The organism is Nesterenkonia pannonica, from assembly GCF_019575955.1.
GTDB lineage: Bacteria > Actinomycetota > Actinomycetes > Actinomycetales > Micrococcaceae > Nesterenkonia > Nesterenkonia pannonica.
Map to the genome: position 1 here is coordinate 50,063 of NZ_CP080575.1, position 23,588 is coordinate 73,650.

24 protein-coding genes, 2 tRNA genes and 9 pseudogenes are annotated in these 23,588 nt (G+C 65.9%); 13 read left to right on the forward strand and 22 right to left on the reverse strand.

The features are described 5' to 3' along the window. Positions 1–27: 27 nt before the first annotated feature. Positions 28–1,137, forward strand: a complete 1,110-nt coding sequence (serC, locus tag K0H76_RS00370) for a phosphoserine transaminase (protein ID WP_258935485.1) — start codon at positions 28–30, stop codon at positions 1,135–1,137. 73 nt (positions 1,138–1,210) lie between these two features. On the opposite strand, the pseudogene K0H76_RS00375 reads toward serC, so the two are convergent. Next, a pseudogene (locus K0H76_RS00375) lies at positions 1,211–1,913 on the reverse strand (response regulator transcription factor). Positions 1,914–2,353: 440 nt separating this feature from the next. Here K0H76_RS00375 and K0H76_RS00380 point away from each other — a divergent pair. Continuing rightward, positions 2,354–2,734, forward strand: a complete 381-nt coding sequence (locus tag K0H76_RS00380; protein ID WP_146340814.1) for a cold shock domain-containing protein — start codon at positions 2,354–2,356, stop codon at positions 2,732–2,734. Between the two features lie 10 nt (positions 2,735–2,744). Next, a pseudogene (locus tag K0H76_RS00385) lies at positions 2,745–2,962 on the forward strand (DUF3027 domain-containing protein); the annotation flags it as partial. A gap of 108 nt (positions 2,963–3,070) precedes the next feature. Here the strand turns inward: K0H76_RS00385 and K0H76_RS00390 are convergent. Further along, positions 3,071–3,628: a class A beta-lactamase-related serine hydrolase gene (locus tag K0H76_RS00390; protein WP_258934042.1), complete on the reverse strand. Its 558-nt coding sequence runs from the start codon at positions 3,626–3,628 to the stop codon at positions 3,071–3,073. 498 nt (positions 3,629–4,126) lie between these two features. Here K0H76_RS00390 and K0H76_RS00395 point away from each other — a divergent pair. Both K0H76_RS00395 and K0H76_RS00400 read left to right on the forward strand, forming a co-directional pair. After that, a pseudogene (locus K0H76_RS00395) lies at positions 4,127–5,710 on the forward strand (HAMP domain-containing histidine kinase). Between the two features lie 159 nt (positions 5,711–5,869). After that, positions 5,870–6,160 (forward strand): WXG100 family type VII secretion target, encoded by a 291-nt coding sequence (locus K0H76_RS00400; RefSeq protein WP_146340809.1) that lies wholly within the window; start codon positions 5,870–5,872, stop codon positions 6,158–6,160. Between the two features lie 89 nt (positions 6,161–6,249). On the opposite strand, the gene K0H76_RS00405 is transcribed toward K0H76_RS00400, so the two are convergent. Further along, the gene (locus K0H76_RS00405; protein ID WP_258934043.1) at positions 6,250–6,762 is read right to left on the reverse strand and encodes a hypothetical protein; all 513 of its coding nucleotides are present in this window, start codon (positions 6,760–6,762) and stop codon (positions 6,250–6,252) included. Further along, a complete protein-coding gene (groEL, locus tag K0H76_RS00410; protein WP_258934044.1) occupies positions 6,759–7,778 on the reverse strand; it encodes a chaperonin GroEL in 1,020 nt (339 codons plus the stop codon). The genes K0H76_RS00405 and groEL overlap by 4 nt, the downstream gene beginning before the upstream one ends. A gap of 386 nt (positions 7,779–8,164) precedes the next feature. On the opposite strand from groEL, the gene K0H76_RS00415 reads away from it, so the two are divergent. Together K0H76_RS00415 and K0H76_RS00420 are read left to right on the forward strand one after the other, a co-directional pair. After that, a complete protein-coding gene (locus K0H76_RS00415) occupies positions 8,165–8,431 on the forward strand; it encodes a hypothetical protein (RefSeq protein WP_258934045.1) in 267 nt (88 codons plus the stop codon). Beyond that, the gene (locus K0H76_RS00420; protein WP_258934046.1) at positions 8,419–9,222 is read left to right on the forward strand and encodes an aminoacyltransferase; all 804 of its coding nucleotides are present in this window, start codon (positions 8,419–8,421) and stop codon (positions 9,220–9,222) included. The genes K0H76_RS00415 and K0H76_RS00420 overlap by 13 nt, the downstream gene beginning before the upstream one ends. A 72-nt stretch (positions 9,223–9,294) precedes the next feature. Here the strand turns inward: K0H76_RS00420 and K0H76_RS00425 are convergent, their stop codons facing one another. After that, positions 9,295–10,008, reverse strand: a complete 714-nt coding sequence (locus K0H76_RS00425; protein ID WP_258934047.1) for a LytR C-terminal domain-containing protein — start codon at positions 10,006–10,008, stop codon at positions 9,295–9,297. An 83-nt stretch (positions 10,009–10,091) separates the two neighbouring features. Here K0H76_RS00425 and K0H76_RS00430 point away from each other — a divergent pair. Beyond that, a pseudogene (locus tag K0H76_RS00430) lies at positions 10,092–10,776 on the forward strand (uracil-DNA glycosylase). 9 nt (positions 10,777–10,785) lie between these two features. Here the strand turns inward: K0H76_RS00430 and K0H76_RS00435 are convergent. The 11 genes and pseudogenes from K0H76_RS00435 to K0H76_RS00485 form a co-directional block, all read right to left on the reverse strand. Then, entirely contained in the window at positions 10,786–11,331 is a 546-nt protein-coding gene (locus tag K0H76_RS00435; RefSeq protein ID WP_258934048.1) for a threonine/serine exporter family protein, read from the reverse strand. Positions 11,332–11,626: 295 nt separating this feature from the next. Next, positions 11,627–11,812, reverse strand: a complete 186-nt coding sequence (locus K0H76_RS00440) for a threonine/serine exporter family protein (RefSeq protein WP_258934049.1) — start codon at positions 11,810–11,812, stop codon at positions 11,627–11,629. Further along, positions 11,773–12,204 (reverse strand): threonine/serine exporter family protein, encoded by a 432-nt coding sequence (locus tag K0H76_RS00445; RefSeq protein WP_258934050.1) that lies wholly within the window; start codon positions 12,202–12,204, stop codon positions 11,773–11,775. Before K0H76_RS00445 ends, K0H76_RS00440 begins: the two co-directional genes overlap by 40 nt. A 135-nt stretch (positions 12,205–12,339) precedes the next feature. Further along, complete coding sequence (locus tag K0H76_RS00450) at positions 12,340–12,780, reverse strand: hypothetical protein (protein ID WP_258934051.1); 441 nt, start codon at positions 12,778–12,780, stop codon at positions 12,340–12,342. A gap of 43 nt (positions 12,781–12,823) precedes the next feature. After that, a tRNA-Val gene (locus K0H76_RS00455) sits at positions 12,824–12,897 on the reverse strand. A gap of 60 nt (positions 12,898–12,957) precedes the next feature. Further along, positions 12,958–13,620 (reverse strand): annotated as a pseudogene (locus K0H76_RS00460) (NAD(P)H-binding protein). A gap of 195 nt (positions 13,621–13,815) precedes the next feature. Continuing rightward, a complete protein-coding gene (locus tag K0H76_RS00465; protein WP_258934052.1) occupies positions 13,816–14,346 on the reverse strand; it encodes an MFS transporter in 531 nt (176 codons plus the stop codon). Further along, positions 14,346–14,804, reverse strand: a complete 459-nt coding sequence (locus tag K0H76_RS00470; protein WP_258934053.1) for a hypothetical protein — start codon at positions 14,802–14,804, stop codon at positions 14,346–14,348. The genes K0H76_RS00465 and K0H76_RS00470 overlap by 1 nt, the downstream gene beginning before the upstream one ends. Next, positions 14,741–15,286 carry an MFS transporter gene (locus tag K0H76_RS00475; protein ID WP_258934054.1) on the reverse strand — a complete coding sequence of 182 codons (546 nt, stop codon included), beginning with the start codon at positions 15,284–15,286 and terminating at the stop codon, positions 14,741–14,743. The genes K0H76_RS00470 and K0H76_RS00475 overlap by 64 nt, the downstream gene beginning before the upstream one ends. A gap of 105 nt (positions 15,287–15,391) precedes the next feature. Next, a tRNA-Thr gene (locus K0H76_RS00480) sits at positions 15,392–15,463 on the reverse strand. Between the two features lie 57 nt (positions 15,464–15,520). Beyond that, complete coding sequence (locus K0H76_RS00485; protein WP_258934055.1) at positions 15,521–16,456, reverse strand: DsbA family protein; 936 nt, start codon at positions 16,454–16,456, stop codon at positions 15,521–15,523. 110 nt (positions 16,457–16,566) lie between these two features. On the opposite strand from K0H76_RS00485, the pseudogene K0H76_RS00490 reads away from it, so the two are divergent. From K0H76_RS00490 to K0H76_RS00505, 4 genes and pseudogenes are all read left to right on the forward strand, one after another. Next, positions 16,567–18,088: pseudogene (locus K0H76_RS00490) on the forward strand (trehalose-6-phosphate synthase). A gap of 102 nt (positions 18,089–18,190) precedes the next feature. Continuing rightward, entirely contained in the window at positions 18,191–18,442 is a 252-nt protein-coding gene (locus K0H76_RS00495; protein ID WP_258934056.1) for a hypothetical protein, read from the forward strand. 145 nt (positions 18,443–18,587) lie between these two features. Further along, the gene (locus K0H76_RS00500; RefSeq protein ID WP_258934057.1) at positions 18,588–18,746 is read left to right on the forward strand and encodes a hypothetical protein; all 159 of its coding nucleotides are present in this window, start codon (positions 18,588–18,590) and stop codon (positions 18,744–18,746) included. A 7-nt stretch (positions 18,747–18,753) separates the two neighbouring features. Beyond that, complete coding sequence (locus K0H76_RS00505) at positions 18,754–18,897, forward strand: hypothetical protein (protein ID WP_258934058.1); 144 nt, start codon at positions 18,754–18,756, stop codon at positions 18,895–18,897. A gap of 9 nt (positions 18,898–18,906) precedes the next feature. Here the strand turns inward: K0H76_RS00505 and K0H76_RS00510 are convergent, their stop codons facing one another. Further along, a complete protein-coding gene (locus K0H76_RS00510; protein WP_258934059.1) occupies positions 18,907–19,395 on the reverse strand; it encodes an IclR family transcriptional regulator in 489 nt (162 codons plus the stop codon). Beyond that, positions 19,359–19,673, reverse strand: a complete 315-nt coding sequence (locus K0H76_RS00515; protein WP_258934060.1) for a helix-turn-helix domain-containing protein — start codon at positions 19,671–19,673, stop codon at positions 19,359–19,361. Before K0H76_RS00515 ends, K0H76_RS00510 begins: the two co-directional genes overlap by 37 nt. A gap of 86 nt (positions 19,674–19,759) precedes the next feature. Here K0H76_RS00515 and aceB point away from each other — a divergent pair. Continuing rightward, positions 19,760–21,357: pseudogene (gene aceB, locus K0H76_RS00520) on the forward strand (malate synthase A). A 34-nt stretch (positions 21,358–21,391) separates the two neighbouring features. On the opposite strand, the gene K0H76_RS00525 reads toward aceB, so the two are convergent. From K0H76_RS00525 to K0H76_RS00540, 4 genes and pseudogenes are all read right to left on the reverse strand, one after another. Then, the gene (locus K0H76_RS00525; protein WP_258934061.1) at positions 21,392–21,697 is read right to left on the reverse strand and encodes a hypothetical protein; all 306 of its coding nucleotides are present in this window, start codon (positions 21,695–21,697) and stop codon (positions 21,392–21,394) included. A 123-nt stretch (positions 21,698–21,820) separates the two neighbouring features. Beyond that, on the reverse strand, positions 21,821–22,021 hold the full coding sequence (locus K0H76_RS00530; protein WP_258934062.1) for a hypothetical protein: 201 nt from the start codon (positions 22,019–22,021) through the stop codon (positions 21,821–21,823). 57 nt (positions 22,022–22,078) lie between these two features. Beyond that, positions 22,079–22,204, reverse strand: a pseudogene (locus K0H76_RS00535) (DUF1445 domain-containing protein); the annotation flags it as partial. Positions 22,205–22,235: 31 nt separating this feature from the next. Next, positions 22,236–23,443 (reverse strand): annotated as a pseudogene (locus K0H76_RS00540) (divalent metal cation transporter). Between the last annotated feature and the right edge of the window lie 145 nt (positions 23,444–23,588).

A 23,588-nucleotide genomic window follows, 5' to 3' on the forward strand; every position in this document is an offset into this window, starting at 1 on the left:
ACCTGCAAGGAGTCACGCCAGTGGTCGCTGAGCACATCACCATCCCCTGAGCTTCTTCCCGCCGATGGACGCTTCGGGGCAGGCCCTTCGAAGGTCCGGGCCCAGCAGATCGACGCACTGGCCGAAGCAGGCCCGAGGCTCCTGGGCACCTCCCACCGCCAGTCGCCGGTGAAGTCGCTCGTCGGCAGTGTGCGGGAGGGTCTGGGGAACCTCTTCAGTCTGCCCTCAGGCTACGAGGTGGTCCTCGGCGTCGGCGGGTCGACCGCGTTCTGGGACGTTGCCAGCTTCTGCCTGGTCTCGTCCAAGGCTCAGCACCTGTCATTCGGCGAATTCGGCTCCAAGTTCGCAAAGGCCACGGACAGCGCCCCGTTCCTCGAAGCCTCCAGCATCATCACCTCCGATGCGGGGACGCGCCCAGCACCCCGCGCCGAACAGGGCGTCGACGTCTATGCATGGCCGCAGAACGAGACGTCCACCGGCGTGGCCGCCCCGGTAAGCCGCGTATCGGGCTCGGACGACGATGCGCTGGTGATCATCGACGCGACCTCCGCAGCAGGAGGCCTGGCAGTCGACATCAGCGAAACGGACGTCTACTACTTCGCTCCGCAGAAGAACTTCGCCTCGGACGGCGGCCTCTGGCTGGCGATCATGTCCCCACGGGCCCTGGAGCGCGCCGAACGTCTCACCGGAGAGCGCTGGGTCCCCGAGTTCCTGAATCTGCAGACTGCCGTCGAGAACTCGCGCAAGAATCAGACGTACAACACTCCGGCGCTCGCCACACTGGTCACACTGGACGCCCAGATCGAGTGGATGAATGCCTCCGGCGGCCTCGACTTCGCCTCGGCCCGCACGGCCGACTCCGCCGGGCGCGTGTACGAATGGGCGGACAGGCACCAGCTGGCCTCACCGTTCGTCACCCGCCCGGAGGACCGGTCGAATGTCATCTGCACCGTCGACTTCGACGAGTCCGTGGATGCGGGAGCACTGGCGAAGACTCTCCGGTCGCACGGAGTGGTCGACGTCGAGCCGTACCGGAAGCTGGGCAGGAATCAGCTCCGCATCGCGACGTTCACCGCCATCGATCCCGAGGATGTGAGCCAGCTGCTCCGGGCCGTGGACTACCTCCTGGAGCACTGAAACGGGCATCGGCATGAGTGAGGGCGGGGGCCCGATAGCCCCGCCCCTCACTCACGCCTGCGGCAGAGCCGTACTAGCTGATGCCCTGCGTCTTCTGCCGACGCTCCCAGGTCTGCAGCACGTAGCCCACCCCGCGCTTGGTCTGGATGGCCGGGGCCCCATCGGCTCCGGAGTCGATCTTGCGACGCAGGTAAGAGATGTAGGACTCGACGATCGATGCGTCGCCGTTGAAGTTGTACTCCCACACGTGGTCCAGGATCTGCTGCTTGGAGAGCACCCTGTTGGGGTTCATCATCAGGTAGCGCAGAAGCTTGAACTCCGTAGGAGACAGCTCGATGATCTCCCTTCGCGCCGCACCTCGTGCGCGTCGTCGTCGAGCTCCAGGTTGTCGATCGCAAGAATCGCGTCCTCGCCGTCATCGGGGCCGTCCTGCGCAGCACTGCCTTGATCCTCGCGACCACTTCGTCCAGCGAGAACGGTTTGGTCACGTAGTCGTCCCCGCCGACGGTCAGCCCGGTGATCTTGTCATCGGTGTCGTCCCGGGCGGTCAGGAACACGACAGGGAAGAGCTTGCTTACAGATCGCAGCCGACGAGTCACGGTGAATCCGTCCATATCCGGCAGCATCACGTCCAGGACGGCGAGGTCCGGGGAGAACTCCTCCACCGTGTCCAACGCCTCACGCCCGTTGGCGGCGGCAGCGACCTCAAAGCCCGCGAACCGCAGCGAGGTGGCGAGCAGCTCACGAATGTTCGGCTCGTCGTCCACGACGAGCAGCTTGCCTTCGCTCTTTTCTCAGTCACGGCGCCAGTGAACACCCGATTTCTGAAAGTCTGCTGAACGTCTCCTGGCCGGGCAGTGAGCACTGCCTCACTCGGGTCAGCGGCTCAGCTCAGCGACGATCGCCCGGCACGCGCAGCCGTCGCGCATGCTGGCGGCGCCGCAGGGCAAGGAGCACGTAGCTGAGCATCAGCACAAATCCGATGGGAAGCCCCCACAGGAGAGCCAATACAGGGAGGCATGAGGGACGGTGTCGGCGAAGTAGAGCACCAGCACCAGGAGCAGAGCGACGAATGAGACAGCGGTGACTGCGACGCCGAGAATCAGTATGCCCTGGGAGAGAGGCCCGGCGCGGGCAGGGCTGCGGGGACGTCAGGCATGAACCTCATTGTATCGGCGTTACTCTTGTAGCTTCTGTCAGAAGGAGGTTATCCGCAGTGCCTACTGGAAAAGTAAAGTGGTTCGACGCTGAGAAGGGCTTCGGCTTCGTCACCGACGAGCACGGTGAAGAGGCGTACCTGCACTCTTCAGCCCTGCCCGACGGCGCCGCGGTCAAGTCCGGCACTCGTCTGGAGTACGGCGTCGCCGACGGCCGAAGGGGCAAGCAGGCCCTCTCGGTACGCCTGCTCAGCGAAGCTCCCTCCGTGGCGAAGGCTTCGCGCAAGCCCGCTGAGGAGATGGGCGAGCTGGTGCAGGACCTCGTGACGATGCTGGACAACACCACGGGTCAGCTTCGCAAGGGGCACTACCCCAAGCCCGAGCGCTCGCGGCAGATAGCTGCTCTGCTGCGCCGCGTTGCCGACGATTTCGACGTCTGAGGAGATCCCCATGGCTACCCCTGATCAGCCGCTGGCGGCCGCCGTCGCCGCAGCACGCGACGCTGTGGAAGAGATCGCAGAGTCCGGCGAAGTCGGAGAGCACCTCTCCGCCGCTGCGGACGACCTGCGCCTGGTGACCCACCGGTTCGCCGCCAGCCGCCCCGGCTACGGAGGCTGGGAGTGGTTCGCGACGCTCGCGCGCGCCCCCGCTCCCGCAAGGTGACCGTCTGCGAGGTCGGCATGCTGCCCGGGAAGGACGCCCTGCTGGCGCCGGAGTGGGTTCCTGGGAAGAGCGCCTCGACGAGGGCGAGAAGGACCCTGTCGAGGCCTGACCGCTCAGCGGTCCAGGGCCGCTTCGACCTCCCCGGAGATCTCAGCGATCTCATCCCAGCTCGACCCCTCGGTGAGGATCGTGAGGACCCAGACTCCCGCATCGTCGTGGACGATGGCCGCATCGTGGAGATAGGGGCCGCGGAATCCCACCTTGTCGCTGACGTCCCCGGAGACGCCCGCTGGGATCCCATCCCGGTGGATGTTCTCCGCCATGGCGCCCATGAGGGCATCCCCGTCCTGCTGCTGCACCGGCAGCTCGCCCGCCTCCCACCGGGCGAGCATGCCGGTGAGATCTGAGGCGGTGGTGCGGACATCGCCGATCTCGAAGCTGGTGCTGAGAGCGCCGACCTCTGGGAGATCCGCGACGATCTGCTCCCGCCCGACCACGTCGTTGAGGAGCGCCTCAGCGCACGCGTTGTCCGAGACGGCCAGCATGTCGTAGAAGCACTGGTCGAGATCTCGTCCGTCCACGATGCTCTGCTCCCACTGCAGCTCATCCTCTTCCACCTGCTTCAGAGCGCTGTACGCGACATAGAGCTTGTAGGTGCTCGCAGGATCCACCGGATCCTCTGCGCTGTGCTCTGCGCGACGTCCCTCGCCCGACAGCTCGGCGACGCTGACGCTGTAGCGGCCCGGACGCCCTCAACGGCTTCGGCCAGCGCCTGATCCAGCTCCGCGTCTGATGCCGCAGAGAGCACCTGGACGCTCTGGCGGCACTCGCCGCCGGGCCCTCCGCATCCTCAGCTCCTCCTGCACCCTGATCCTCGTCCTCAGCGCGCTCCGCGTGGGGAGCAGGGTCAGTGGGACTATCAGGCGCGGCCTGCGCATAGGGCTCATCAGACTCCCCAGCGGAGTCCCTCTGCTGGAGCTGATCCACCAGCAGCGCGCTGCCGCCGATGACGATCGCCGGAACCAGCACCACCACTGCTGCGACGAACGCAGCCCAGCCCACTATGGTGCCTCTCATTCGAAAAGCCTCTCCTCCGACATCGTGTGCGCGCACAGCACCCTAACGCACGCTGAGGGACTCTGAACTGCCGCCGGGGATACACTGAATCCATGCCCCGCCGTGCCGCCCAGAAGCTCTCGAGCACGTGGCGCAGCTCCTCGCTGCGCACACAGCTGGTCACCATCACTACGGCACTTCTGCTGCTCACCCTGGTGGTCACGACGTTCGTCTCAGCGTCCCTGTTCCGCCAGGAGCTGCTGCGCAATATGGATGAGGACCTGACCGCCAACGCCGAACTGGTCTCCGGGTACCTGCATCAGCAGGTGGACCCCGGCCAGCCGGAGGTGGACCACGGCAGCATCGTCCGGTTCCACGGCTGGATCGTCGACACCGAGGGCGACCCGGTCCTGCGCACACACTGGCCGTCCGAGAACCAGGATCACCCGGCCCTGCCCCGCCCCACCATTGACGAGGCCGAAGACCTCATGGGCGAGTCCTTCGACGTGCCGGGCACGCTGGAGAACAGCCGCGGGTGGAGGGTTCAGGTTCATCCGCTGAGCAGCGGAGAAGGCTCTCTGGTCATCGCCCTGCCTCTGCGTTCGGTGGAGACATCGGTGGAGCGCGCCACGTTCCTCGTGGCCACCATCGGGCTGCTCGCCACCCTCGGCGCCTCAATCATCGCCTACTCGCTCGTCACCCGAGCATTCCGGCCTCTGCTCCGCGTGGAGCGGACCGCGGGGGCCATCGCCGCGGGAGACTTTTCACAGCGTGTGCAGACCACTGCTCCGCGGGAGACCGAGGTGGGGCGGCTGGCTGCCTCGCTGAACGTGATGCTGGAGCACATCGAGCAGGCCTTCGACGCTCGCGTGGCGTCCGAGGAGAAGATGCGGCGCTTCATCCAGGACGCCTCGCACGAGCTGCGGACCCCGTTGGTCACCATCCGAGGGTTCTCCGAGCTGTACCGTCAAGGCGGGATGGAAGGGAACGACGAGGCTGTGCATGCCGCCATGGGCAGAATCGAATCGGAGGCCACGCGGCTCGGCGACCTGGTGGAGGACCTGCTCACGCTCGCCAGGCTGGACGAGCAGCGCCCCATGAAGCCGATGCCCCTGGACCTCAACATCGTGGCGCATGAGGCCATGATGGACATGAGCGTCAACGCTCCGGATCGTGAGGTGCGGGTCATCGGCCTCGACGATGGACCAGCTCGGCTTACCCCGTCATCGGCGATGAGGGGCGCATTCGACAGGTCGTTACCAACCTGGTGCAGAACGCCCTGCGCTACACACCTGCTTACCACCGATCGAATTGGCGGTCGGCACAGAGAGTCTGATCGAGGGACGGCCCGAATCCGTCATCCAGGTTCGCGATCACGGTGAGGGCATCAGCCATGAGGACGCGGAGAAGATCTTCCAGCGCTTCTACCGCGCCGACATTTCGCGACAGCGCGAGACCGGGGCACGGGCCTCGGTCTGGCAATCTGCGCCGCCATCGCGGCCCAGCACGATGGAAGCGTCCGCCACTCCGAGACGGAGGTCGGAGGCGCAACGATGACGCTTCGGCTGCCCAAGGCCGAAGCTCCTGACGACGACGGCTCCGATGACGATGCTGATGCCCTGGAGGAGGACCAGACCTTCGACACAGGAGACATTGAGCACCTGCGTGAGGCCGCTCTCCAGCACCGCAGCGACTGATCCCGCAGCACAGGCTCCCTCTTGCACAGGCGCGCAGACTCCTGCCGACGCCCCACCTTCCCCACAGCTGAGGCCGAGAGCCTCGGCGCACCACTTGCGCCTCCATAGCGTCGGCGCAGAAGGAAAAGCCTTCGAGGGACGCACGGAAGGGAACCGATCATGGCAGTTTTTCAGATCGACACATCAGACCTGCTGGCCAAGAGCCAGAACGTCGAGGCGACGCTGGGCCGCATTCAGTCCGACGTCAATATGATGGAGGGCCAGCTCAGGCAGCTGCAGGAGACGTGGAAGGGATCAGCAGCCGTCGCCTTCCAGGACGTGCTCACACAGTGGCGCTCCACGCAGGCGCAGGTGGAGCAGTCCCTGGCCAGCGTCAGGCAGGCCATGGCCTCGGCGTCCAGCCACTACGAGGAGACGGAGTCCGCGAACACCCGCATCTTCGGCCGCTGAGCTGAGACCGCGCAGACCAACGACGAAGGGGCCCCGCAGACGCGCAGTCTGCGGGGCCCCTTCGTCGCATTGAGCGGATTATGCGGAGATCACATCATTCCGCCCATGCCGCCCATCGGGTCCATGCCTTCGGCTCCGCCTCCGGCTGGGTGCTTCTCCGGAATGTCAGCCACCACTGCCTCAGTGGTGAGGAACAGCGAAGCGATGGAGGCAGCGTTCTGCAGCGCAGAGCGCGTCACCTTCACCGGGTCGTTCACGCCTACTCCAGGAGGTCCTCGTACTCGCCTGTAGCGGCGTTGAGGCCCACTCCGTCGGCCAGGCCCTTGACCTTCTTCCGCCACAACGCCTACCTCGAGGCCTGCGTTGACGGCGATCTGCTTCAGCGGGGCTTCGACCGCGAACTTCACGATGTTCGCACCCGTAGCCTCGTCGCCCTCGAGCTTCAGGCTCGCGAAGGCTCGTGCGCCTACCTGGATGAGAGCCACGCCGCCGCCTACGACGATTCCCTCGTCCACGGCTGCCTTCGCGTTCCGGACAGCATCCTCGATGCGGTGCTTGCGCTCCTTGAGCTCCACCTCGGTGGCGGCGCTAACTTTGATCACGGCCACACCGCGGCGAGCTTGGCCAGGCGCTCCTGGAGCTTCTCGCGGTCATAGTCGGAATCCGAGTTGGAGATTTCGGCCTTGATCTGGTTGACGCGGCCAGCGATCTCGTCCGCATCGCCTGCACCCTCGACGATGGTGGTCTCGTCCTTGGTCACGACCACCTTCCGGGCGGTGCCGAGCAGGTCGAGGGTGGTGTTCTCCAGCTTCAGGCCGACCTCTTCGGCGATGACCTGGCCGCCGGTGAGGACCGCGATGTCAGCCAGCATGGCCTTGCGGCGGTCGCCGAAGCCGGGAGCCTTGACAGCCACGGACTTGAACGTGCCCTTGAGCTTGTTGACCACCAGTGCGGCCAGGGCCTCACCCTCAACGTCCTCTGCGATGACCAGCAGCGGCTTGCCGGACTGCATGACCTGCTCGAGGACTCCGATGACGTCCTTCACGGACGAGATCTTGGAGTTCGCAATGAGGATGTAGGGGTCCTCGAGGACTGCTTCCTGACGCTCTGCGTCGGTGACGAAGTAGCCGGAGAGGTAGCCCTTGTCGAAGCGCATGCCCTCTGTGAGCTCGAGCTCCAGGCCGAAGGTGTTGGACTCCTCGACCGTGATGACGCCTTCCTTGCCGACCTTCTCGATCGACTGGGCGATGAGGTCGCCGATCTGCTTGTCAGCAGCGGAGATGGAGGCCGTCGCAGCGATCTGCTCGGTGGTCTCGATCTCCTTGGCGGCCTTGAAAAGCTCTGCTGTGACTGCCTCCACGGCCTTGTCGATGCCGCGCTTGAGTCCGACCGGGTCAGCTCCGGCTGCGACGTTGCGCAGGCCTTCCTTCACCAGAGCCTGTGCGAGCACAGTGGCAGTGGTGGTGCCGTCGCTTACGACGTCGTCGGTCTTCTTGGCGACCTCCTTGACCAGCTCGGCCCCGATCTTCTCGTAGGGGTCCTCGAGCTCGATCTCCTTGGCAATGGAGACGCCGTCGTTGGTGATGGTGGGGGCGCCCCAGGACTTCTCGAGCACCACGTTGCGGCCGCGGGGCCCAAGGTGACCTTGACGGCGTCGGCGAGCGCGTTCAAGCCTCGCTCGAGACCGCGTCGGGCCTCTTCGTCGAATGCAATGGTCTTGGCCATATGTGCACTGTCCTTCCTGGACCTTTTGATCTGACGATATTGGGGGAACCCTGTCAGATGCCCGCGACGGACGGCCCGCTCCCGCGTCACCGGGAGCATGGAATGGCCTTCACCTGTCAGGTTCAGCTTTTAGCAGTCTCACTCTGAGAGTGCTAACACAATTTTAGCACTCACCCCCGGCGAGTGCAAGGGAGGGGGCACCTGGAAGGACGCCGTCCTGCCGGTATTGTTGGCGCGATGACAGCTGTGACAGTACGCCCCTCTCTGCCCAGGAGCACCTTGACTTTCTGGCTTAACAGGCCGGAGGCGAGCTTCCTGCAGAATCCGCACTGGTCGCAGGTCAGCTCGTGGCGCTCCCAAGCCCTCGGAATCCGCCGAGGCGAAGAGCTCGTGGGCGCGGTCCTGGTGCTCGGCAAACGGGTGCCGCTCCCCGAGCGGGTGCCTGTGCTGGGACGCAAGCATTTTGCGTACATCCCTGAGGGGCCTGTCCTGGACACCTCCCGATGCTCCTACGCGGAGGCGCTCCCGCCCTCGTGCAGCATCTGAAGGACAGCGGAGCCTTTCTGATCCGTATGGGTATGCCCACCGTTGCCCGCCGGTGGACTGCGGCCACCATTCGCCAGGCTCTGGCCGACGGGAGCGCCTCCACCATCCCGGACATCGAGCCCGACTATGTCGATGACCAGGCCCTGGCGCTTCAGGCCGACCTGCTCGACCTGGGATGGAAGGACCTGCCGATCAGCATGAGCCTGGAGGCAGGCTGGCCTCAGTTCCAGGCGCGCATTCCGCTGGCTGACGAGGACGGCCGATCCCGGGACCTGGACGGGGTGCTCTCAGGAATGAGCTCGAGTGCACGCAAGTCCATGCGAAAGTCCGCTCGAAGCGGCGTCGAGGTCAATCTCCACGGGCCGGAGGCTCTGGAGGACTTCTACGCCCTGCACCACCAGACCGCGCAGCGTCACGGATTCACTCCTCGCAGCAAGGAGGGCGTGCGGACCCTCATGGATGCGCTGGCCAGCTCAGGCATTGCTGAGACGAAGATCTTCCTCGCAGAGTTCGAGGGGAGAAGCTTGCGACGAGCCTCTACGTGGGCCAGGGCGAGAGCGGCCACGCCCTGTATGCAGGCTCCTCGGAGAGCCGGAGGAAGCTCGAAGCTCCCTCTGCCTGAAGATGCAGCAGATCGAGCACCTGCTGGCCAACGGCTCGCGCTGGTTCAATCTCGGAGGCGTGAGCCCGTCCTTGGACCCGGCCGCTGCGACTACCGGAATCACGCAGTTCAAGACGAAGCAGGGGGCAGAGCTGATGCAGACCCTCGGCGAGTGGGACTACGCCGCTGAGCCCTCGCGGCCCTGTACAACAGGTACCGTCCGCGCCGGTGAGAGCACGCGATGCCCGCCGGAGGGCGCGTGCTACTCCGCGTCCACGAACTGCTGAAGCTCGTCCGTGGAGTTCTGCAGGGAGTACTCAGGGCCCACGACGATGACGGCAGTCTCCCACGCAGGGTTCAGGGATGTGTTCTCGAAGCCCATCGCCTCAGCGACCTCCTGAGCAAACTCCGCCTGACCCTCCTCAGGGTAGAAGACCACCGGCGTGCCGACTTCGCCCCATGAAGGCTCCCAGTCCAGGCGTCCCGTCACATTGAAGCCCTGCTCGGCCAGCCGGTAGTTCACATCGCTGGCCGACCAATCGGGCGCACCCGCGTTGGCAACGCGCACGGGGGTGTCGAGATCGACGCCCTCCTCCTCGTCCTGAGCGGCATCCTCAGCGTCCTCTTCCTCCTCGGGAGCAGCCTCGTCCTCCGCGGCCTCCCCTTCAGCCTCGTCGTCCGCCGCGCCCTCTTCAGCATCGTCGCCCGGCTCCTGCTCCTCGAGCTCATCCTGGTCGCCCGCCTGGTAAGCCTCCGGGTCCTCGTCGGAGCCGAAGAGAGGCAGAATCAGGTACACGGCCACCACCGCGACCAGCACCACAGCAGCCGCCAGGCCGATCCACTTCATCGGACCGGAGGCTCCCGATGCCGCCGCCGCTCCGCCGCCATGGGATACGCTCCGTAGGCGCGGTGCTTTCCGGCCTCGCCTGAGGAATAGGGGCGACGTCGTCGAACTCGTCGTGGGGAACTGGCTCATGGACGCGATTCTACGGGCGCAGCAGCAAGCAGTCCCGCATTTCGCGGCCTGATCCCGGCGGGTGCTTCATTAGGGTGACACCTATGGGAGTGAGTGATGAAGCATCTGCCCCGCTGGACCCGGGCTGGGAGCGAGCGCTCGAGGGGCTCGAGCCTCAGTTCGCGAAAGTCCGCGAGGAGCTCGTCGCGCGCCGCAGCGGAGGTGAGCAGATCCTTCCCGAGCCCCACCATGTGCTGCGTGCGTTCAGGCAGCCCTTTGAGCGCGTCAGAGTGCTCATCCTGGGTCAGGACCCCTACCCCACGCCGGGCCACCCGATCGGGCTGTCCTTCGCCGTGGAGGAGAGCGTGCGGCCCCTGCCGAAGTCGCTGAACAACATCTTCAAGGAGCTGGAGTCCGACTGCGGCGTGCCCCGAGCCCCCACGGCGATCTCACTGCGTGGGCTGACCAGGGGTGCTGATGCTCAATCGTGTCCTGACCGTGGCCGCGGGAAGGCCCGCCTCTCACCGGGGCATCGGCTGGGAGGAGATCACGGAGACGGCGATCCGGGCGCTGGCCGGGCGCGGCACCCTCTGGTGGCCATCCTGTGGGGCGCAGAAGCCCGTCGGCTCCAGCCGCTGCTCCATGACGGACCGAACACCGAGGTGATCGTTTCCCGCACCCTCGCCGCTGTCCGCCTACCGAGGGTTCTTCGGCTCCCGGCCGTTCAGCAGAGCGAATCAGGCCCTGGAAGCTATGGGTGCGGCTCCAGTGGACTGGCGGCTGCGGTGAGACCGCCGATCAGCGTCGGCGGGAGCGCGAGCGTTCGTTCGACTTCAGCGCCGTGGTGAAGGGGCGCATGATGACGTCGCCCAGCACGATGCCGGCGGCGATCGCCATGATGATGATGAGCGCGTTGAACAGCTCGAACAGTCCGCCGATCATGGAGGCCGTGGTGTTCTCGATGGCCAGCTGATACATGCCGCGGAAGACCATCAGCCCAGGCAGCATGAACATCATCGCCGGGACCGCCACCACCAGCTGAGGGGCGCCCAGCCGCAGCGCCACCACACGCCCGAGGGCTCCGACGATCGCCCCGCCGATCACAGGGGTGAAGCGCTCGCTGAGCCCGATGAGTTCGCCAGCATAGAGCCCGCAGAACCCCAGAGCGCCCACCGCCCCGGTGGGGAGGATGAGCACCGGGCGGCTCTGCTCGACCACCGCGGCGGCCGAGCAGGCCAGGAACACCAGCGCGATGAGGATCAGCGGGTGGTAGAGACGCTCCAAGCCTTGGGCCAGCTCCTGCTGGCTGACGCCGAGCAGGTCGGAGATGACCACGGCGGCCATGATGCCAAGCAGTCATTCCTGAGAAGGCCATCAGGGAGGAGACGATCCTTCCGGCGGAGGTCAGCGGAAAGCCGTTGATCGTATCCTGCAGGGCGCCCACGATCCGCACACTCGGCAGCAGAATCATCAGCCCGCCGGCGACCACCATCGAGGGGTGACCTCCGCATCCAGGCCGAAGACCGTCATCGCGAACGCGGAGGCGATGAAGCCGCCCGCCGCGAGCGTGAAGAACTCCGGAACACGCCATGCTGCAAGCTGGCGGGTCGCCCACAGGACAAGGAGCGTCGCCGTGAAGCTAGGCGATCGCGTCGAAGATCGGCGCTCCGAGGTAGCTGACGAAGAATGAGGCGAAGATCCCGCCGCAGAGCGTGACGAGCCATCGCGGATACGGCTTCGGCTCACGCGTGATCTCCGTGAGCCGAAGCTCCGCCTCGCTTCGAGTCAGGCGGCCGGAGGTGATGTCCGTGACCAGCCGGTGCACGGCGGAGAGCGCGTTGAAGTTCGAGGACCACGACCGCACCACGCGCACCCTGGAGTAGGGGATCTTGCCCCGGGCGCCCAGTTCAGGCTGATGGACTGGTTGGTGATGTCCACCTCGGTGTTCTTCATGCCGAACGCGGCCGTAGCGGCGATGATCGATGTCTCCACCTCGAGCGCCCCAGCGCCGTAGCGGAAGAGCGTCTCGCCCAGGTCCAGCACAAAGCTGATCGTCTCCAGCTCATCCGCCTGGACGGGAAGCTCCGTGTGCTGGCTCTGGGGAGACCGCTGGACGTGCTCGTAGGGCGTTCCGGTGAGCCGGTCCACGATCGACGTCTGGCGCGTGGCCAGGCGCTCGGGCTTCATCAGCCGGTTGAAGACGTGCTGGGGGCTCACGCGGAGGTCGAAGACCGTCCGGTCGAGAAGCTGCCCTTGGAGGCCTGGTGCCCGATCCGCTCCTTCAGCCAGGAGGGGTGAAGCACAGACCGCCGCCGCAGCGGGGAGGCGGGCGGCTGGTCGGATCCCGCAGCCTCAGCGATGCCGAGAGCGGGGTCCCCGGCGTGGTCGGCGCGGGTCCGGTCTGGGGCTCCGCAGAGTCGGCGAGGAGAATTCGTTGGAGTACGAGTGCCGCGTCTGCTGCTGAGTCTCGGCCTCTTCTAGCGCCCGGGCGGCGGCTTCGGCGTCGTACTCCTCCCACTCGAGGGTGGCCTCCTCCGCCGCGGACCGCCAGGAGGAGGCGATGGAGCCGGTGAGGCTGGAGACGAAGCCTTCGTCCTCCGCGGGCACGTCCGCGCTGGGCTTCACGAGCGGTATCAGGCTCGTGTCCACCTCAGGCTCTGAGATCACAGGATCGATCGGCTCTGACTCGTAGCCGGTCAGACCTGTCTCTGAGCTGAGGGGATCACGGGGCTTCTCTCCGGCATTCGAGCTCCGGCGGTGCTCCTGCTCCACAGCACCCTCCTCCGGAATCATCACTGCGACTGCGGACGCAGCCAGAAACCCGACGGTCGTTCGGTGCTCGCCACTGGATTCGAACCAGTGACCTCACGCGTGTGAAGCGTGCGCTCTAACCAACTGAGCTAGGCGAGCGGACTGATGCCGCGAACGGCAACGCCCAACCTTATCAGGATTATCGAGCTGCCTTCCAGTTCAGCGGATCGCTTCGGCGATCGGGGTGCTTCCGTCGAAGAAGTTCACCCGGGTGCGCTCTGCGGCACCGCTCTGGAGGACGTGACGAATCACTTCAGCAACATTCTCGCGGCCGGTCGAGGCGACCTCAGCATCGTCGGCTTCGACGACGCGAACAGTCCCGCTGGCTAAGCTCTTCAGTCAGCTTGCCGGGACCGAGGATCGCATAGTTCAGCTTCGTGCTGCGCAGGTGATTGTCGGCGTGGTGCTTGGCCGCCGCGTACGGATAGAAGCTGCTGTCAGTGTCCAGGGTGTGGATGTCCGTCTCACTGCGGGCGTAGGAGACCATCACATACCGAGACACCCCGGCCTGCTCTGCGGCATCCATGCTTCGGATGGCCGCGTCCTGGTCCACCGCGCGCGTCCGCTCGGGGTTGCCGCCGCCTGCTCCGGCGGAGAATACGACTGCCTCAGCACCTGCGAACGCTTCGGCCAGGGCAGCGGTGTCGGCCTCTTCGACGTCCAGGACGACGGGTTCTGCCTGCGCGCTGCGCACATCCTCGGCCTGCTCCGCCTTGCGGATCAGGGAGCGGACGGAGAATCCGGCCTCTGCCAGCTTGGGGCGGCGAGCAGGGCAATCTTCCCGTGGCCTCCGATGATGACGACGGTTCCGCGTTCAGCCATGTGAATCCTCCTGTGTCGTGGTGACATGCCTTCGGGGGCGTCAACACTCGGTCCGGCGACCTATTCCCGAGATTTACCAAGACAAGTGTTTGCTAATAGGGGCAGGCGTGTATAAGGTAGGACTCACTTGGGTGCGACAAGAAAGAGGCCCGGCAGATGGTGCGTCTGCCGGGCCTCGCCCATGTTCGGAGCTTCTCAGTTCTCGCAGCTCAGTGCGATGCCCCTGTCGCTCGTCCGAGGGTTCCGCCGCCGCGTGGCCCGCAGCGTGAAAGCCAGGATGAGCGTCAGCACGCTCAGTGCGGCGGCGAACCGGAACGCGGTACGGAATCCTTCGACCGCTGCCGCATCGGCGCTGAGTCCGTCCGCTGCCGCCATCGAAGCCCCCACCCCCATGACCGCAACCAGTGCCGCAGTGCCGATCGCCGCAGAGAGCTGCTGAAGGGTGTTGAGCACTGCGGAGCCGTGGGAGTAGAGCGCAGCGGGGAGGGGGTTCATCGCGGTCGTGAACGCGGGGGTGAAGAGCAGGGCAAGCCCCGTGGACAGGATCAGGTGCCCCGTCAGAATCATCCACCAGGGTGTGGCCTGGCTGATGAAGCCCAATGCCGTCATCGACAGCACGAGGACGCTGGCGCCGGGCACCACCAGGGGCCGAGGGCCGACGCGGTCGTATACACGGCCCACTATGGGCGCCAGGAGGGCCATCAGCAGCCCGCCGGGAAGCATCATCAGCCCTGTGCGCAGGGCGTGAGGCCGTACACCTGCTGGAGGAACAGCGGCAGGAGGATCAGCGCCCCGAAGAGCGCAATCATCATCAGCAGCATCATGAGCAGAGCACGGGTGTACTGCGTGTAGGTGAACGGCTTGAGGTTCAGCAGCGCAGACTCTGTCTTCTGGAGCCGCAGCTGGAGAAGCACGAACGCCGCCAGGAACACCACTCCGACGAGCAGCACTCCCACCGCGACCGGATCGACCGAGGCGCCTGCATCCTCCGGATCCAGCTCCTCGGTTCCGTGGCCGCCGCCGATCTGGCTGATTCCGTAGACGATCCCTCCGAAGCCGGGCGCTGACAGCAGCAGGGACGGAACGGAGAGGCGCTTGTCCCGCGTGCCGGGGTCCGCGTTCAGCCGGGGCGGCCCAGCAGCAGCGCAGCCACAGCGATCGGCAGGATGGTCAGGAACATCCATCGCCAGTCGGCGATCTCCAGGATGATGCCGGAGACCGTGGGGCCGATCGCTGGGGCTACCGAGATCACGATGGCGATGTTGCCCATCACCACGCCTCTGCGATGCATCGGCACCAGCGTCAGAACGGTCGTCATCAGCAGCGGGAGCATGATGGCGGTACCGGCGGCCTGAATGACGCGCCCGGCCAGGAGCACCGGAAAGCCGGGGGCTGCGGCGGCCAGGGCGGTGCCCGCAGCGAAGAGGAGCATTGCGGCGGTGAAGACCCCGCGCAGACTGAACCGCTGGATGAGGTAGCCGGTGGTGGGAATCACCACCGCCAGAGTCAGCATGAACGCAGTGGTGAGCCACTGCACGGTCGGCTCGGGGATCTGGAACTCCTCCATCAGCGGAGAGAGCGCCACGTTCATAATCGTCTCGTTGAGGATCATGACGAACGTGGCCACCAGAAGGGCGCCGATGGTCAGTTTGTCCGCCCTCGGCATCCTCTCGGCGTCAGAGGCGGCGACGGGGGTATCGGTAGATTGCACAAGAGACCGCAACGCAAACCTGTGCCCGGGCATTCCTGAACGTGGCGTTCAGTTTTTCTGAGCCCCTGCCGGGTTCGAACCGACGACCTGCTGATTACAAATCAGCTGCTCTACCAACTGAGCTAAGGAGGCACGGTACGGACGCTCAGCGGCGTCCGCACCAGGGATCGAGTCTAGCCCCGAAAGGGATCACTCGTCATCTTCGGGGACTTCGACCGCGTCCTCCTCGGCCTCATCCTGCTCCGCATCCGTCTCGGCGTCGGGGTCGACGTCCGCCTCGACATCGTCTCCGGCCTCAGCGGCGTACGCATCGATCTCCTCGCCCAGAGCCTCCATGAAGTCGAGGCCGTACTCCTGATCGTCGATGAAGACGGTAGGCGTGGCGAACTGCACACCCATCTGGGCCAGGGTGTCGCTGGCCTGGTTGGTGGTCCAGGAGCCGAAGGGCCGATAGGTGCCCTCCTCGACGCAGCTGGAGATGTCCGCGTCGTACCGCTCCTGAGCCGCCTGGGCCAGACCCTCGTTGCTGAGCTCATCCTGGGCGTAGGTGGCCGTGATGTAGGTCAGGTAGTCCTTGTAGTTCTCGGGCGACTCCTCAGCCATACACGCGAAGGCGTTCGACGCACGCGCCGAGTAGTTGGTGGGCGAGCCCACCACCTGGACCGACCGGAACTCCGCAGTGATCAGCCCCTGATCGAGCAGCTCGGCCATCGTGGAGCCGTAGGTCTCCTCCATCTGCTGACAGGCCGGGCACCCCGGGTCCGTGTAGATGACCAGGTGCGGGGCCTGCCCCTCCTGACGGGGAGCGGTGCCGTTGTCATCCCGCTCCGGCACATCCTCTGCGTCCACGGTCCCGATGTCGGTGCCGTCGGCGACCTCTGTGGATGAGGTCAGCGTGATCCCGCCGTACTCGTTGGCCACCGAGGGCGCAGGCCCTTCGGTGTACGCGGCGTCATCGTCGTCGCGGTTGACCACCCACAGGACGAGGCTTACCACCATTGCGACGGCCAGGACCACCACGATCACGGGCAGAAGCAGCGTGGATCGCTTCTCCTTCTTGGCCTGCTCAGCCTGCATCTTGCGGGCGCGCTCGCGTGCGTCGGCGCTTTCGGTGCTACGTGCCATAGGAAGGCGTCTCCCAGTGTGCGGATGGATACTCAGAACAGCATCTGACAGCGTACCTCTCGTGACCGCCCCACCGGCTCGACCAGGGGTTTTCAGCTGACGTCCAGCATATTCCTAGAGGGTGGCCGCATGGAGCACCAGGGTATGAGTTTGTGGTCGTCGCCAATCGTCTCGCCGTCAACCGCGTCACGACGAATGAGGGCGCCACCGGCTGGGAACGCTCCCCGGCGGACTGGTGACAGCTCTTGCTCCCATCATGGCCGCCTCTGAAGGCGCCTGGGTGGGCTGGCACGGCGCAGCCGACGAAGAGCTCGAGCCCTTCGACCATGAGGGACTGCATCTGCACCCCGTCCCGCTGACCGAGCGTGAGGTGCACGACTTCTACGAGGGCTTCTCGAACGACACCCTCTGGCCCCTGTACCACGATGTGATCGTCCGGCCCAGCTTCCACCGCCGCTGGTTCAATGCCTATCGAGAGGTGAATCAGCGCTTCGCTGAGGCTGCGGCCAACGTGGCGGGCCAAGGTGCCACCGTATGGGTCCAGGACTACCAGCTGCAGCTGGTGCCCCAGATGCTCCGCGACCTCCGGCCGGACGTGACCATCGGATTCTTCAACCACATCCCGTTCCCACCTCCCGGCATCTTCGCCCAGCTGCCTTGGAGACACTCTGTGCTGCGCGGCCTCCTGGGAGCCGACCTCATCGGCTTCCAGCGCGAGTCGGACGCCAGGAACTTCCAGCGGGCCGTGCGCAGCCGCCTGGGCCACTACATCAAGTCAGACCGCGTCTACGTGCCCAACGAGTACGACTCGCAGGCCTACTCGCCCCTGAAGGGCTTCGACGCCGACCCCGAGCGAGGCACTGCGCCGCGCCAGCTGTCCGCTCCGGAGGAGGGCACCTACCGCACGGCTGAGGCTCGGGCGTTCCTGATCAGCATCGACACAGAGACGATCCAGGAGCTGGCCCAGGATCCGTCGATCATCTCCCGAGCGGCTCAGATCCGGGCCGAGCTCGGCCACCCGAAGACGATATTCCTCGGTGTGGACCGCCTGGACTACACCAAGGGAATCCGTCACCGCCTCAAGGCCTACGAAGAGCTCCTGCGCGAGGGCGAGCTGCAGGTCGGTGACGTGACGCTGGTGCAGATCGCGTCGCCGTCCCGAGAGGGCGTGGCGTCATACCAGCAGCTCCGCGACGAGATCGACCTCACCGTGGGCCGCATCAACGGCGAGTACGACACGATGGGGCACACCGCAGTCCGATACCTCCACCACTCCTACCCCCTCAGGAGATGGTGGCGCTGTACCTCGCGGCCGACGTCATGCTGGTCACCGCCCTGCGCGACGGCATGAACCTGGTGGCCAAGGAGTACGTCGCCGCCCGCAAGTCGGGTGACGGGGTGCTTGTGCTCTCCGAGTTCACCGGAGCTGCCGATCAGCTGCGCCAGGCCCTGCTGATCAACCCTCACGACATCGAGGAGCTCAAGGCCTCGATTGTCACTGCCGCCACGATGGACTCAGATCAGGCGCGCAAGCGAATGCGCAGCCTGCGTCGCCAGGTGGTCTCCAACAATGTCTCCCGATGGGCCAAGGAATTTCTTGAGAGCCTGTCGCAGCAGCACACCGCCGCATAACCCACTGCCGCCTCGATCCTTCCAGGAGGGACCCGTGAGCTTTACCCTGCCAAAGACCTGCACCAGGCCCTCGAGACGCTGGCGTCCAAGAAGAAGGTGCTCATGTGCCTGGACTTCGACGGCTGCGTGGCCGAGCTCGTCGCCGACGCCTACTCAGCAGCCCCCGTTCCTGCGAACGGGGAAGCAATCGACCGCATCGCTGCACTCAACGACTCGGACATCACGCTTGCCTACGTCTCCGGCCGTCCCATCAGCGACCTGCAGCGGCAGGCATCCCCGCCTGCGGGCACAGTCCTGATCGGATCGCACGGCGCCGAGAAGCACATGGGGCCCGACTCCCCGGCCTCCAGCTGACACGGGCTGAGGAGGCCTCACGCGAGGAGATCATCTCGGTCCTCCAAGGCATCGCCGACCAGCACGATGACGTGTGGGTGGAGCACAAGCCCGCCGGAGCGGCCGTGCACGTCCGGCATGTGACCGACCCTCCATCCAAAACGCGGTGCTCAGCGAGGCCCACGCCGCACTCGCCCTGATCGACGGAGCGCATCAGAAGGAGGGAAAGCAGATCCTTGAGGCGGTCGTCCGGAAGTCGACGAAGGGCGAGGCCATCGAGGAGCTCCGCCGGGACCTTGAGCCTGACGTCGTCTTCTTCGCTTAGCGATGATGTGACGGATGAATCCGGCTTCGCTGTCCTCTCAGGCGATGATGTCAGCCTCAAAATCGGTGAGGGCGACACCGGTGCCCGGTTCCGCGTCCCGGAGCCCGCCTCCCTGGCGGAGGTCCTCAACGCCTTCGCCGACCTGCGCTGACCCTCGGGGTCAGGCCCTCCGGCTGAGCTTTCGCCCTATCTCTGCCGCTGTGCGCGACATCAGCGGGGCAGCATGGCGGATGAACATGTCGTTCATACGGGCCGTGGGACCTGAGACGGAGAGGCCCATACGCGTCGGGCCGTGAGGGATCGCCACAGCCAGACAGCGGACCCCGAGCTCCTGCTCCTCATCATCCAACGCATACCCCTGCTGAGCGATCACCGGCAGCTGCTCGATGAGAGCGTCCGGCTTGGTGAGGGTCTTCGGCGTCATCGACGGCATGCCGGTCAGGGCCAGCACCTCACGGACCCGGTCACGCTCCATCGTCGCGAGCATCGCCTTCCCCACCCCCGTGGAATGCATGTAGGCACGGCGGCCCACCTCAGTGAACATACGCATCGAATGCGGGGACGGGGCCTGGGCGATGTAGACGACCATCTCCGACTCCATCGCGGCCATATTCACGCTCTCGCCGAGCTCGCCCACCAGCGACTGCATCTGTGGCACTGCCAGTCCGCCCAGCTGACGGGTCGCTCCCTCCCCAGGGGCACAAGGTTCGCTCCGAGGGCATAGCGTCTGTCCGGCAGCTGGTGCACCATGCCGAGACCCACCAGCGTGTGCAGCAGCCGGTGCACCGTGGGCCCCGCCAGCCCGGATGCCTCTTTCAGCTCTCGGGCTGTGGCCGCCCCCTGACGCTGCCTGAGTGCTTCCAGCAGCCCGAAGGCGCGTTCGATGACCTGCACCCGCTGAGGATCACGAACTCCCCGAGTCCGCATTGCGGACTGTATCTTCCATATCGTGAATCATATGGCATAAGAATAGGGGAGCCCAGGCTCTTCCACCTGAGAACCGAAGGAGCACCATGAGCATCACCGTCAATCCGCCCTATGAGGTCGAAGGCACCGGCCTCATCATGACCGATGAGGCCCTGCAGTTCATCGAGGAGCTGCACGAGCGCTTTGCGCCCACCCGCGACGAGCTGCTCGGCCGACGCTCCGACGCTCAGGCCGAAGCCGCCCAGACCGGAGCCCTCGACTTCGACCCCGCGACCAAGGAGATCCGCGAATCGGACTGGACCGTGGCTGAGACGCCTGCATCCTCCGAGACCGCCGCGTCGAGATCACCGGCCCGCCCGCTCCGGCCAAGATGGCGATCAATGCGCTGAACTCCGGCGCCAAGGTGTGGCTCGCCTGCTTGGAGGACGCCCTCTCCCCACCTGGAACAACCTCGTGGACGCGCAGAAGAATCTCTACGAGTCAGCCCGCGGGACCCTGCAGTTCACCTCCCGGAGGGCAAGGAGTACCGACTGCGCGACGACATCACCCTCCCCACCGTCGTCGTCCGGCCCCGGGGCTGGCACCTGCCGGAGAAGCACATCGAGATCAACGGCGGCCCGGCCGTCGCCGGACTCGTCGACTTCGGGCTGCACTTCTTCCACAACGCCAAGCACCTCCATGAACAGGGCACCGGCCCCTTCTACTACCTGGCCAAGCTCGAGCACTACCTCGAGGCGCGGCTCTGGAACGACATCTTCACCTTTGCCGAGGAGCGGCTCGGACTGCCCCACGGCATCGTGCGGGCCACCGTGCTCATTGAGACGATCCCTGCTGCGTTCTGCATGGACGAGATCCTCTACGAGCTGCGGGACCACGCCGCCGCCTCAATGCTAAGCCGCTGGGACTACCTGTTCAGCATGATCAAGTACTTCCGGTCCTCCGGGGAGAAGTTCGTGCTGCCGGACCGCGCCCAGGTGGGGATGACCCAGCCGTTCATGCGCGCCTACACCGAGCTGCTCGTGAAGACCTGCCACCAGCGTGAGGCCTTCGCCATGGGAGGCATGGCCGCGTTCATCCCCAACCGCCGCGAGCCCGAGGTCACCGAGCGGGCCATCGAGAAGGTCCGGGATGACAAGTCCCGGAGGCCGCCGACGGCTTCGACGGCTCGTGGGTCGCCCACCCGGACCTCGTGGAGCTGTGCAGCGAAGAGTTCACCAAGGTCCTGGGCGAGAAGCCCAACCAGGTCGACAGGAAGCGCCCCGAGGTCAGCGTCACCCCCGAGGATCTGCTCAGCACCGGCTCGGCAGAAGGCGACGTGACGGAGAAGGGCGTGCGCACCAACCTCTACGTCGCCACCTACTACACCGCCGTGTGGCTCTCAGGCAACGGTGCCGTCGCGATCCACAACCTCATGGAGGACGCTGCGACCGCCGAGATCTCACGCTCCCAGGTGTGGCAGCAGATCCACAACGGCACCATCACCTCAGACACCGGACACCAGGTGACCCGAGAGCTCGTCGACACGCTCCTCGAGGAGGAGGTCACTCGTCTGCGCGAGGAGATCAACGACCCGGACACGTTCGCGTCCTACTTCGAGCCCGCTGCCGACATCGTTCGAAGCCTCGTCCTCTCCAAGGACTACGTCGACTACCTCACCCTGCCCGCCTATGAGCACCTCAGCTGAGCCGGGCTTGAGCACCTCACCCTGAGGGGCGGGCCTAGAGGTCGCGGAAGAGGCGTTCGTCGGGATCGGCGAGCGCCTCTTCCAGCAGCAGGCGGTTGCGGCGCAGCGTCTGCAGGTCCTTGCTCACCACGTCGTCGCGGGTCTTGGCCACGGCTTCGGCCATGAGGCTGATCTGACCCTTGAACTCTTCGGCGTGGCGCGGCTTGGCGGTGTTCGGAAGCTCGAGGAACAGTTCCAGGGTGCGGGGCAGGTGCCGACGAATGGTCATCGCGACCGCGTCCTGCTGCTCGGGCGCTCGCCGCAGCGCCTCCCAGCGCTGAATGATCTCGTCGAGCCCCACCACCATCATGCGCAGCTGGCCGTGGGTGGAGGGGGAAGCTCGCTCTGCCGGGTGCGCATCGTCGTCTCAGTCCGCTTCAGCTGCTCCCGGAGGGACTCCTGCTCCGAGCTGATCTGGGTGGCCTCATGCCGGGCCTTGGTCTCGCCCGTAGAGGGTTCCGTAGGTGCCTGCGCCTGCGGCACCGCCCACGAGCAGGCCTGCCACGATGCCCCACGCATTGGGAAGCATCACCAGCATCACCGCTGCGGCCCCCAGCACGAAGGCCAGCACCGAGGCGGCCCAACGAAGCTGCTGGTCTCGGCGCGAAGGTTCGGATTCGTTCACCGAACCAGCCTATCTCTGCCGGGCCGAGAGCCCGCCCAGGCCATGCACGGGTCTCAGGAACGACGGAATCCAGCCGTCCGGGACGTCCACAGCGTCGCCGAAGTCAGGATCAGCGAGGCTCTCGATCCCCAGCGCGCTCGGATCGCCGATGTGGACCGGGGCCCCGTGGACACCCGGGTAGCGGAGCTGATAGGTTCTGCCCCCATTCCTCGCCTCAGCCCTGCGTCCAGAGGTCCGCGATGCCGGTCAGGAGCTGACGCCCATGTAGATGGTCAGCAGCCAGATCACGGTGCCGCTGATCAGAAGCCACTTGGGGTAGTTGTAGCCGCCGAGGAGCGTGTCGCGCTTGAACCACGCGGCGATCAGGATGACCGCGAAGCCCAGCGGCAGCACCGCGCCGTTGAATGCCCCGGCCATGATCAGCAGGGTGGCGGGAGCCTGTCCGAGAATCAGGTAGATGCCGCATGTCAGGGCGAGGAAGCCGATGAACATGGCGGCACGGACCCGCGGAGACGTCTTCTGCGTGGTGATGAAGGAGACGGAGGTGTAGGTGGCGCCGAGGATCGAGGTGATGGCTGCGACCCAGAAGGCCACCCTGAACACCCGCAGTCCCCACTCGCCGAGCACCAGGAGGAACGCTGAGGCGGCGACATTGTCCTGGCCGGTGCCTTCGATCTGTGCGACGGAGTAGGCGGTGACCACTCCCAGGATCGCCAGGAAGAGCAGGTAGCGGATGACGCTGGCCACGATGATGCCCATGACGGACGTCCGAGCGATGGTGCGGGCGTTCTCCGGCCCGGTGTGGCCTGAGGCGATGACGCGGTGGGCTCCTGCGTAGGTGATGTATCCGCCTACGGTGCCGCCGATCAGCGTGGTGGTCACGAAGAAGAAGGTGCTCAGCCCCTCGCCCTCAGGCAGCGTCGGGGCGAAGGTCTGCAGGGCGGCCTCCCGACCGGCGGGCTGGTGGCGATGGCCATGTAGCCCATCAGGAGGATGAGCACGGCGCCGCAGCCGACCACGATCCTGTCCAGGGCGACCCCTGCCCGCTTCGACAGGAAGATCGCCATGGCGATGAGCACAGACACGGCGCCGCCTATCTGCGGGTCCAGGCCCGTCATCGCCTGCACGCCCAGGCTTAGCGCTTACGATGTTGCCGACGTTGAAGACGATGCCGCCGAAGAAGATGAGTCCGGCGAGCGCCCATCCGAGGCCGGGCAGAATGCGGTTGCCCAGCTCCTGGGCGTAGAGGCCGGAGACGCCGAGGGTGCGCCATACGTTCATCTGGATTGCGATGTCCACGATGACTGAGATGAGAATGGCCGCTGCGAAGGCGGCGCCGAGCTGCAGGGTGAACTCGGAGGTCTGGGTAATGAAGCCCGGACCGACGGCTGAGACGGCCATGAGGAACATGGCGCCGAGCATCGCGGTGCGCCGAGTGGCGGTGAAGGTGGGGCCTTTGGGCTTCTGCTGCGCCTCTGCGGCGGGTGCTGCGGGTCTCGGCTCAGACATGATGGTTCCCCTCGGGACGACTGGTGCGGTCGGGCAGCCATGATCGCGATCACACTGC

Excerpts from the sequence above, each read along its gene's own strand:
- K0H76_RS00400 (WP_146340809.1), top strand. The coding sequence starts at position 5,870 with ATGGCAGTTTTTCAGATCGACACATCAGACCTGCTGGCCAAGAGCCAG.
- K0H76_RS00425 (WP_258934047.1), bottom strand. The coding sequence starts at position 10,008 with ATGAGCCAGTTCCCCACGACGAGTTCGACGACGTCGCCCCTATTCCTC.
- K0H76_RS00435 (WP_258934048.1), bottom strand. The coding sequence starts at position 11,331 with ATGGCCGCCGTGGTCATCTCCGACCTGCTCGGCGTCAGCCAGCAGGAG.
- K0H76_RS00450 (WP_258934051.1), bottom strand. The coding sequence starts at position 12,780 with ATGATTCCGGAGGAGGGTGCTGTGGAGCAGGAGCACCGCCGGAGCTCG.
- K0H76_RS00465 (WP_258934052.1), bottom strand. The coding sequence starts at position 14,346 with ATGATGCTTCCCGGCGGGCTGCTGATGGCCCTCCTGGCGCCCATAGTG.
- K0H76_RS00470 (WP_258934053.1), bottom strand. The coding sequence starts at position 14,804 with ATGGATGTTCCTGACCATCCTGCCGATCGCTGTGGCTGCGCTGCTGCT.
- K0H76_RS00475 (WP_258934054.1), bottom strand. The coding sequence starts at position 15,286 with ATGCCGAGGGCGGACAAACTGACCATCGGCGCCCTTCTGGTGGCCACG.
- K0H76_RS00485 (WP_258934055.1), bottom strand. The coding sequence starts at position 16,456 with ATGGCACGTAGCACCGAAAGCGCCGACGCACGCGAGCGCGCCCGCAAG.
- K0H76_RS00495 (WP_258934056.1), top strand. The coding sequence starts at position 18,191 with ATGTGCCTGGACTTCGACGGCTGCGTGGCCGAGCTCGTCGCCGACGCC.
- K0H76_RS00510 (WP_258934059.1), bottom strand. The coding sequence starts at position 19,395 with ATGCAGTCGCTGGTGGGCGAGCTCGGCGAGAGCGTGAATATGGCCGCG.
- K0H76_RS00515 (WP_258934060.1), bottom strand. The coding sequence starts at position 19,673 with ATGCGGACTCGGGGAGTTCGTGATCCTCAGCGGGTGCAGGTCATCGAA.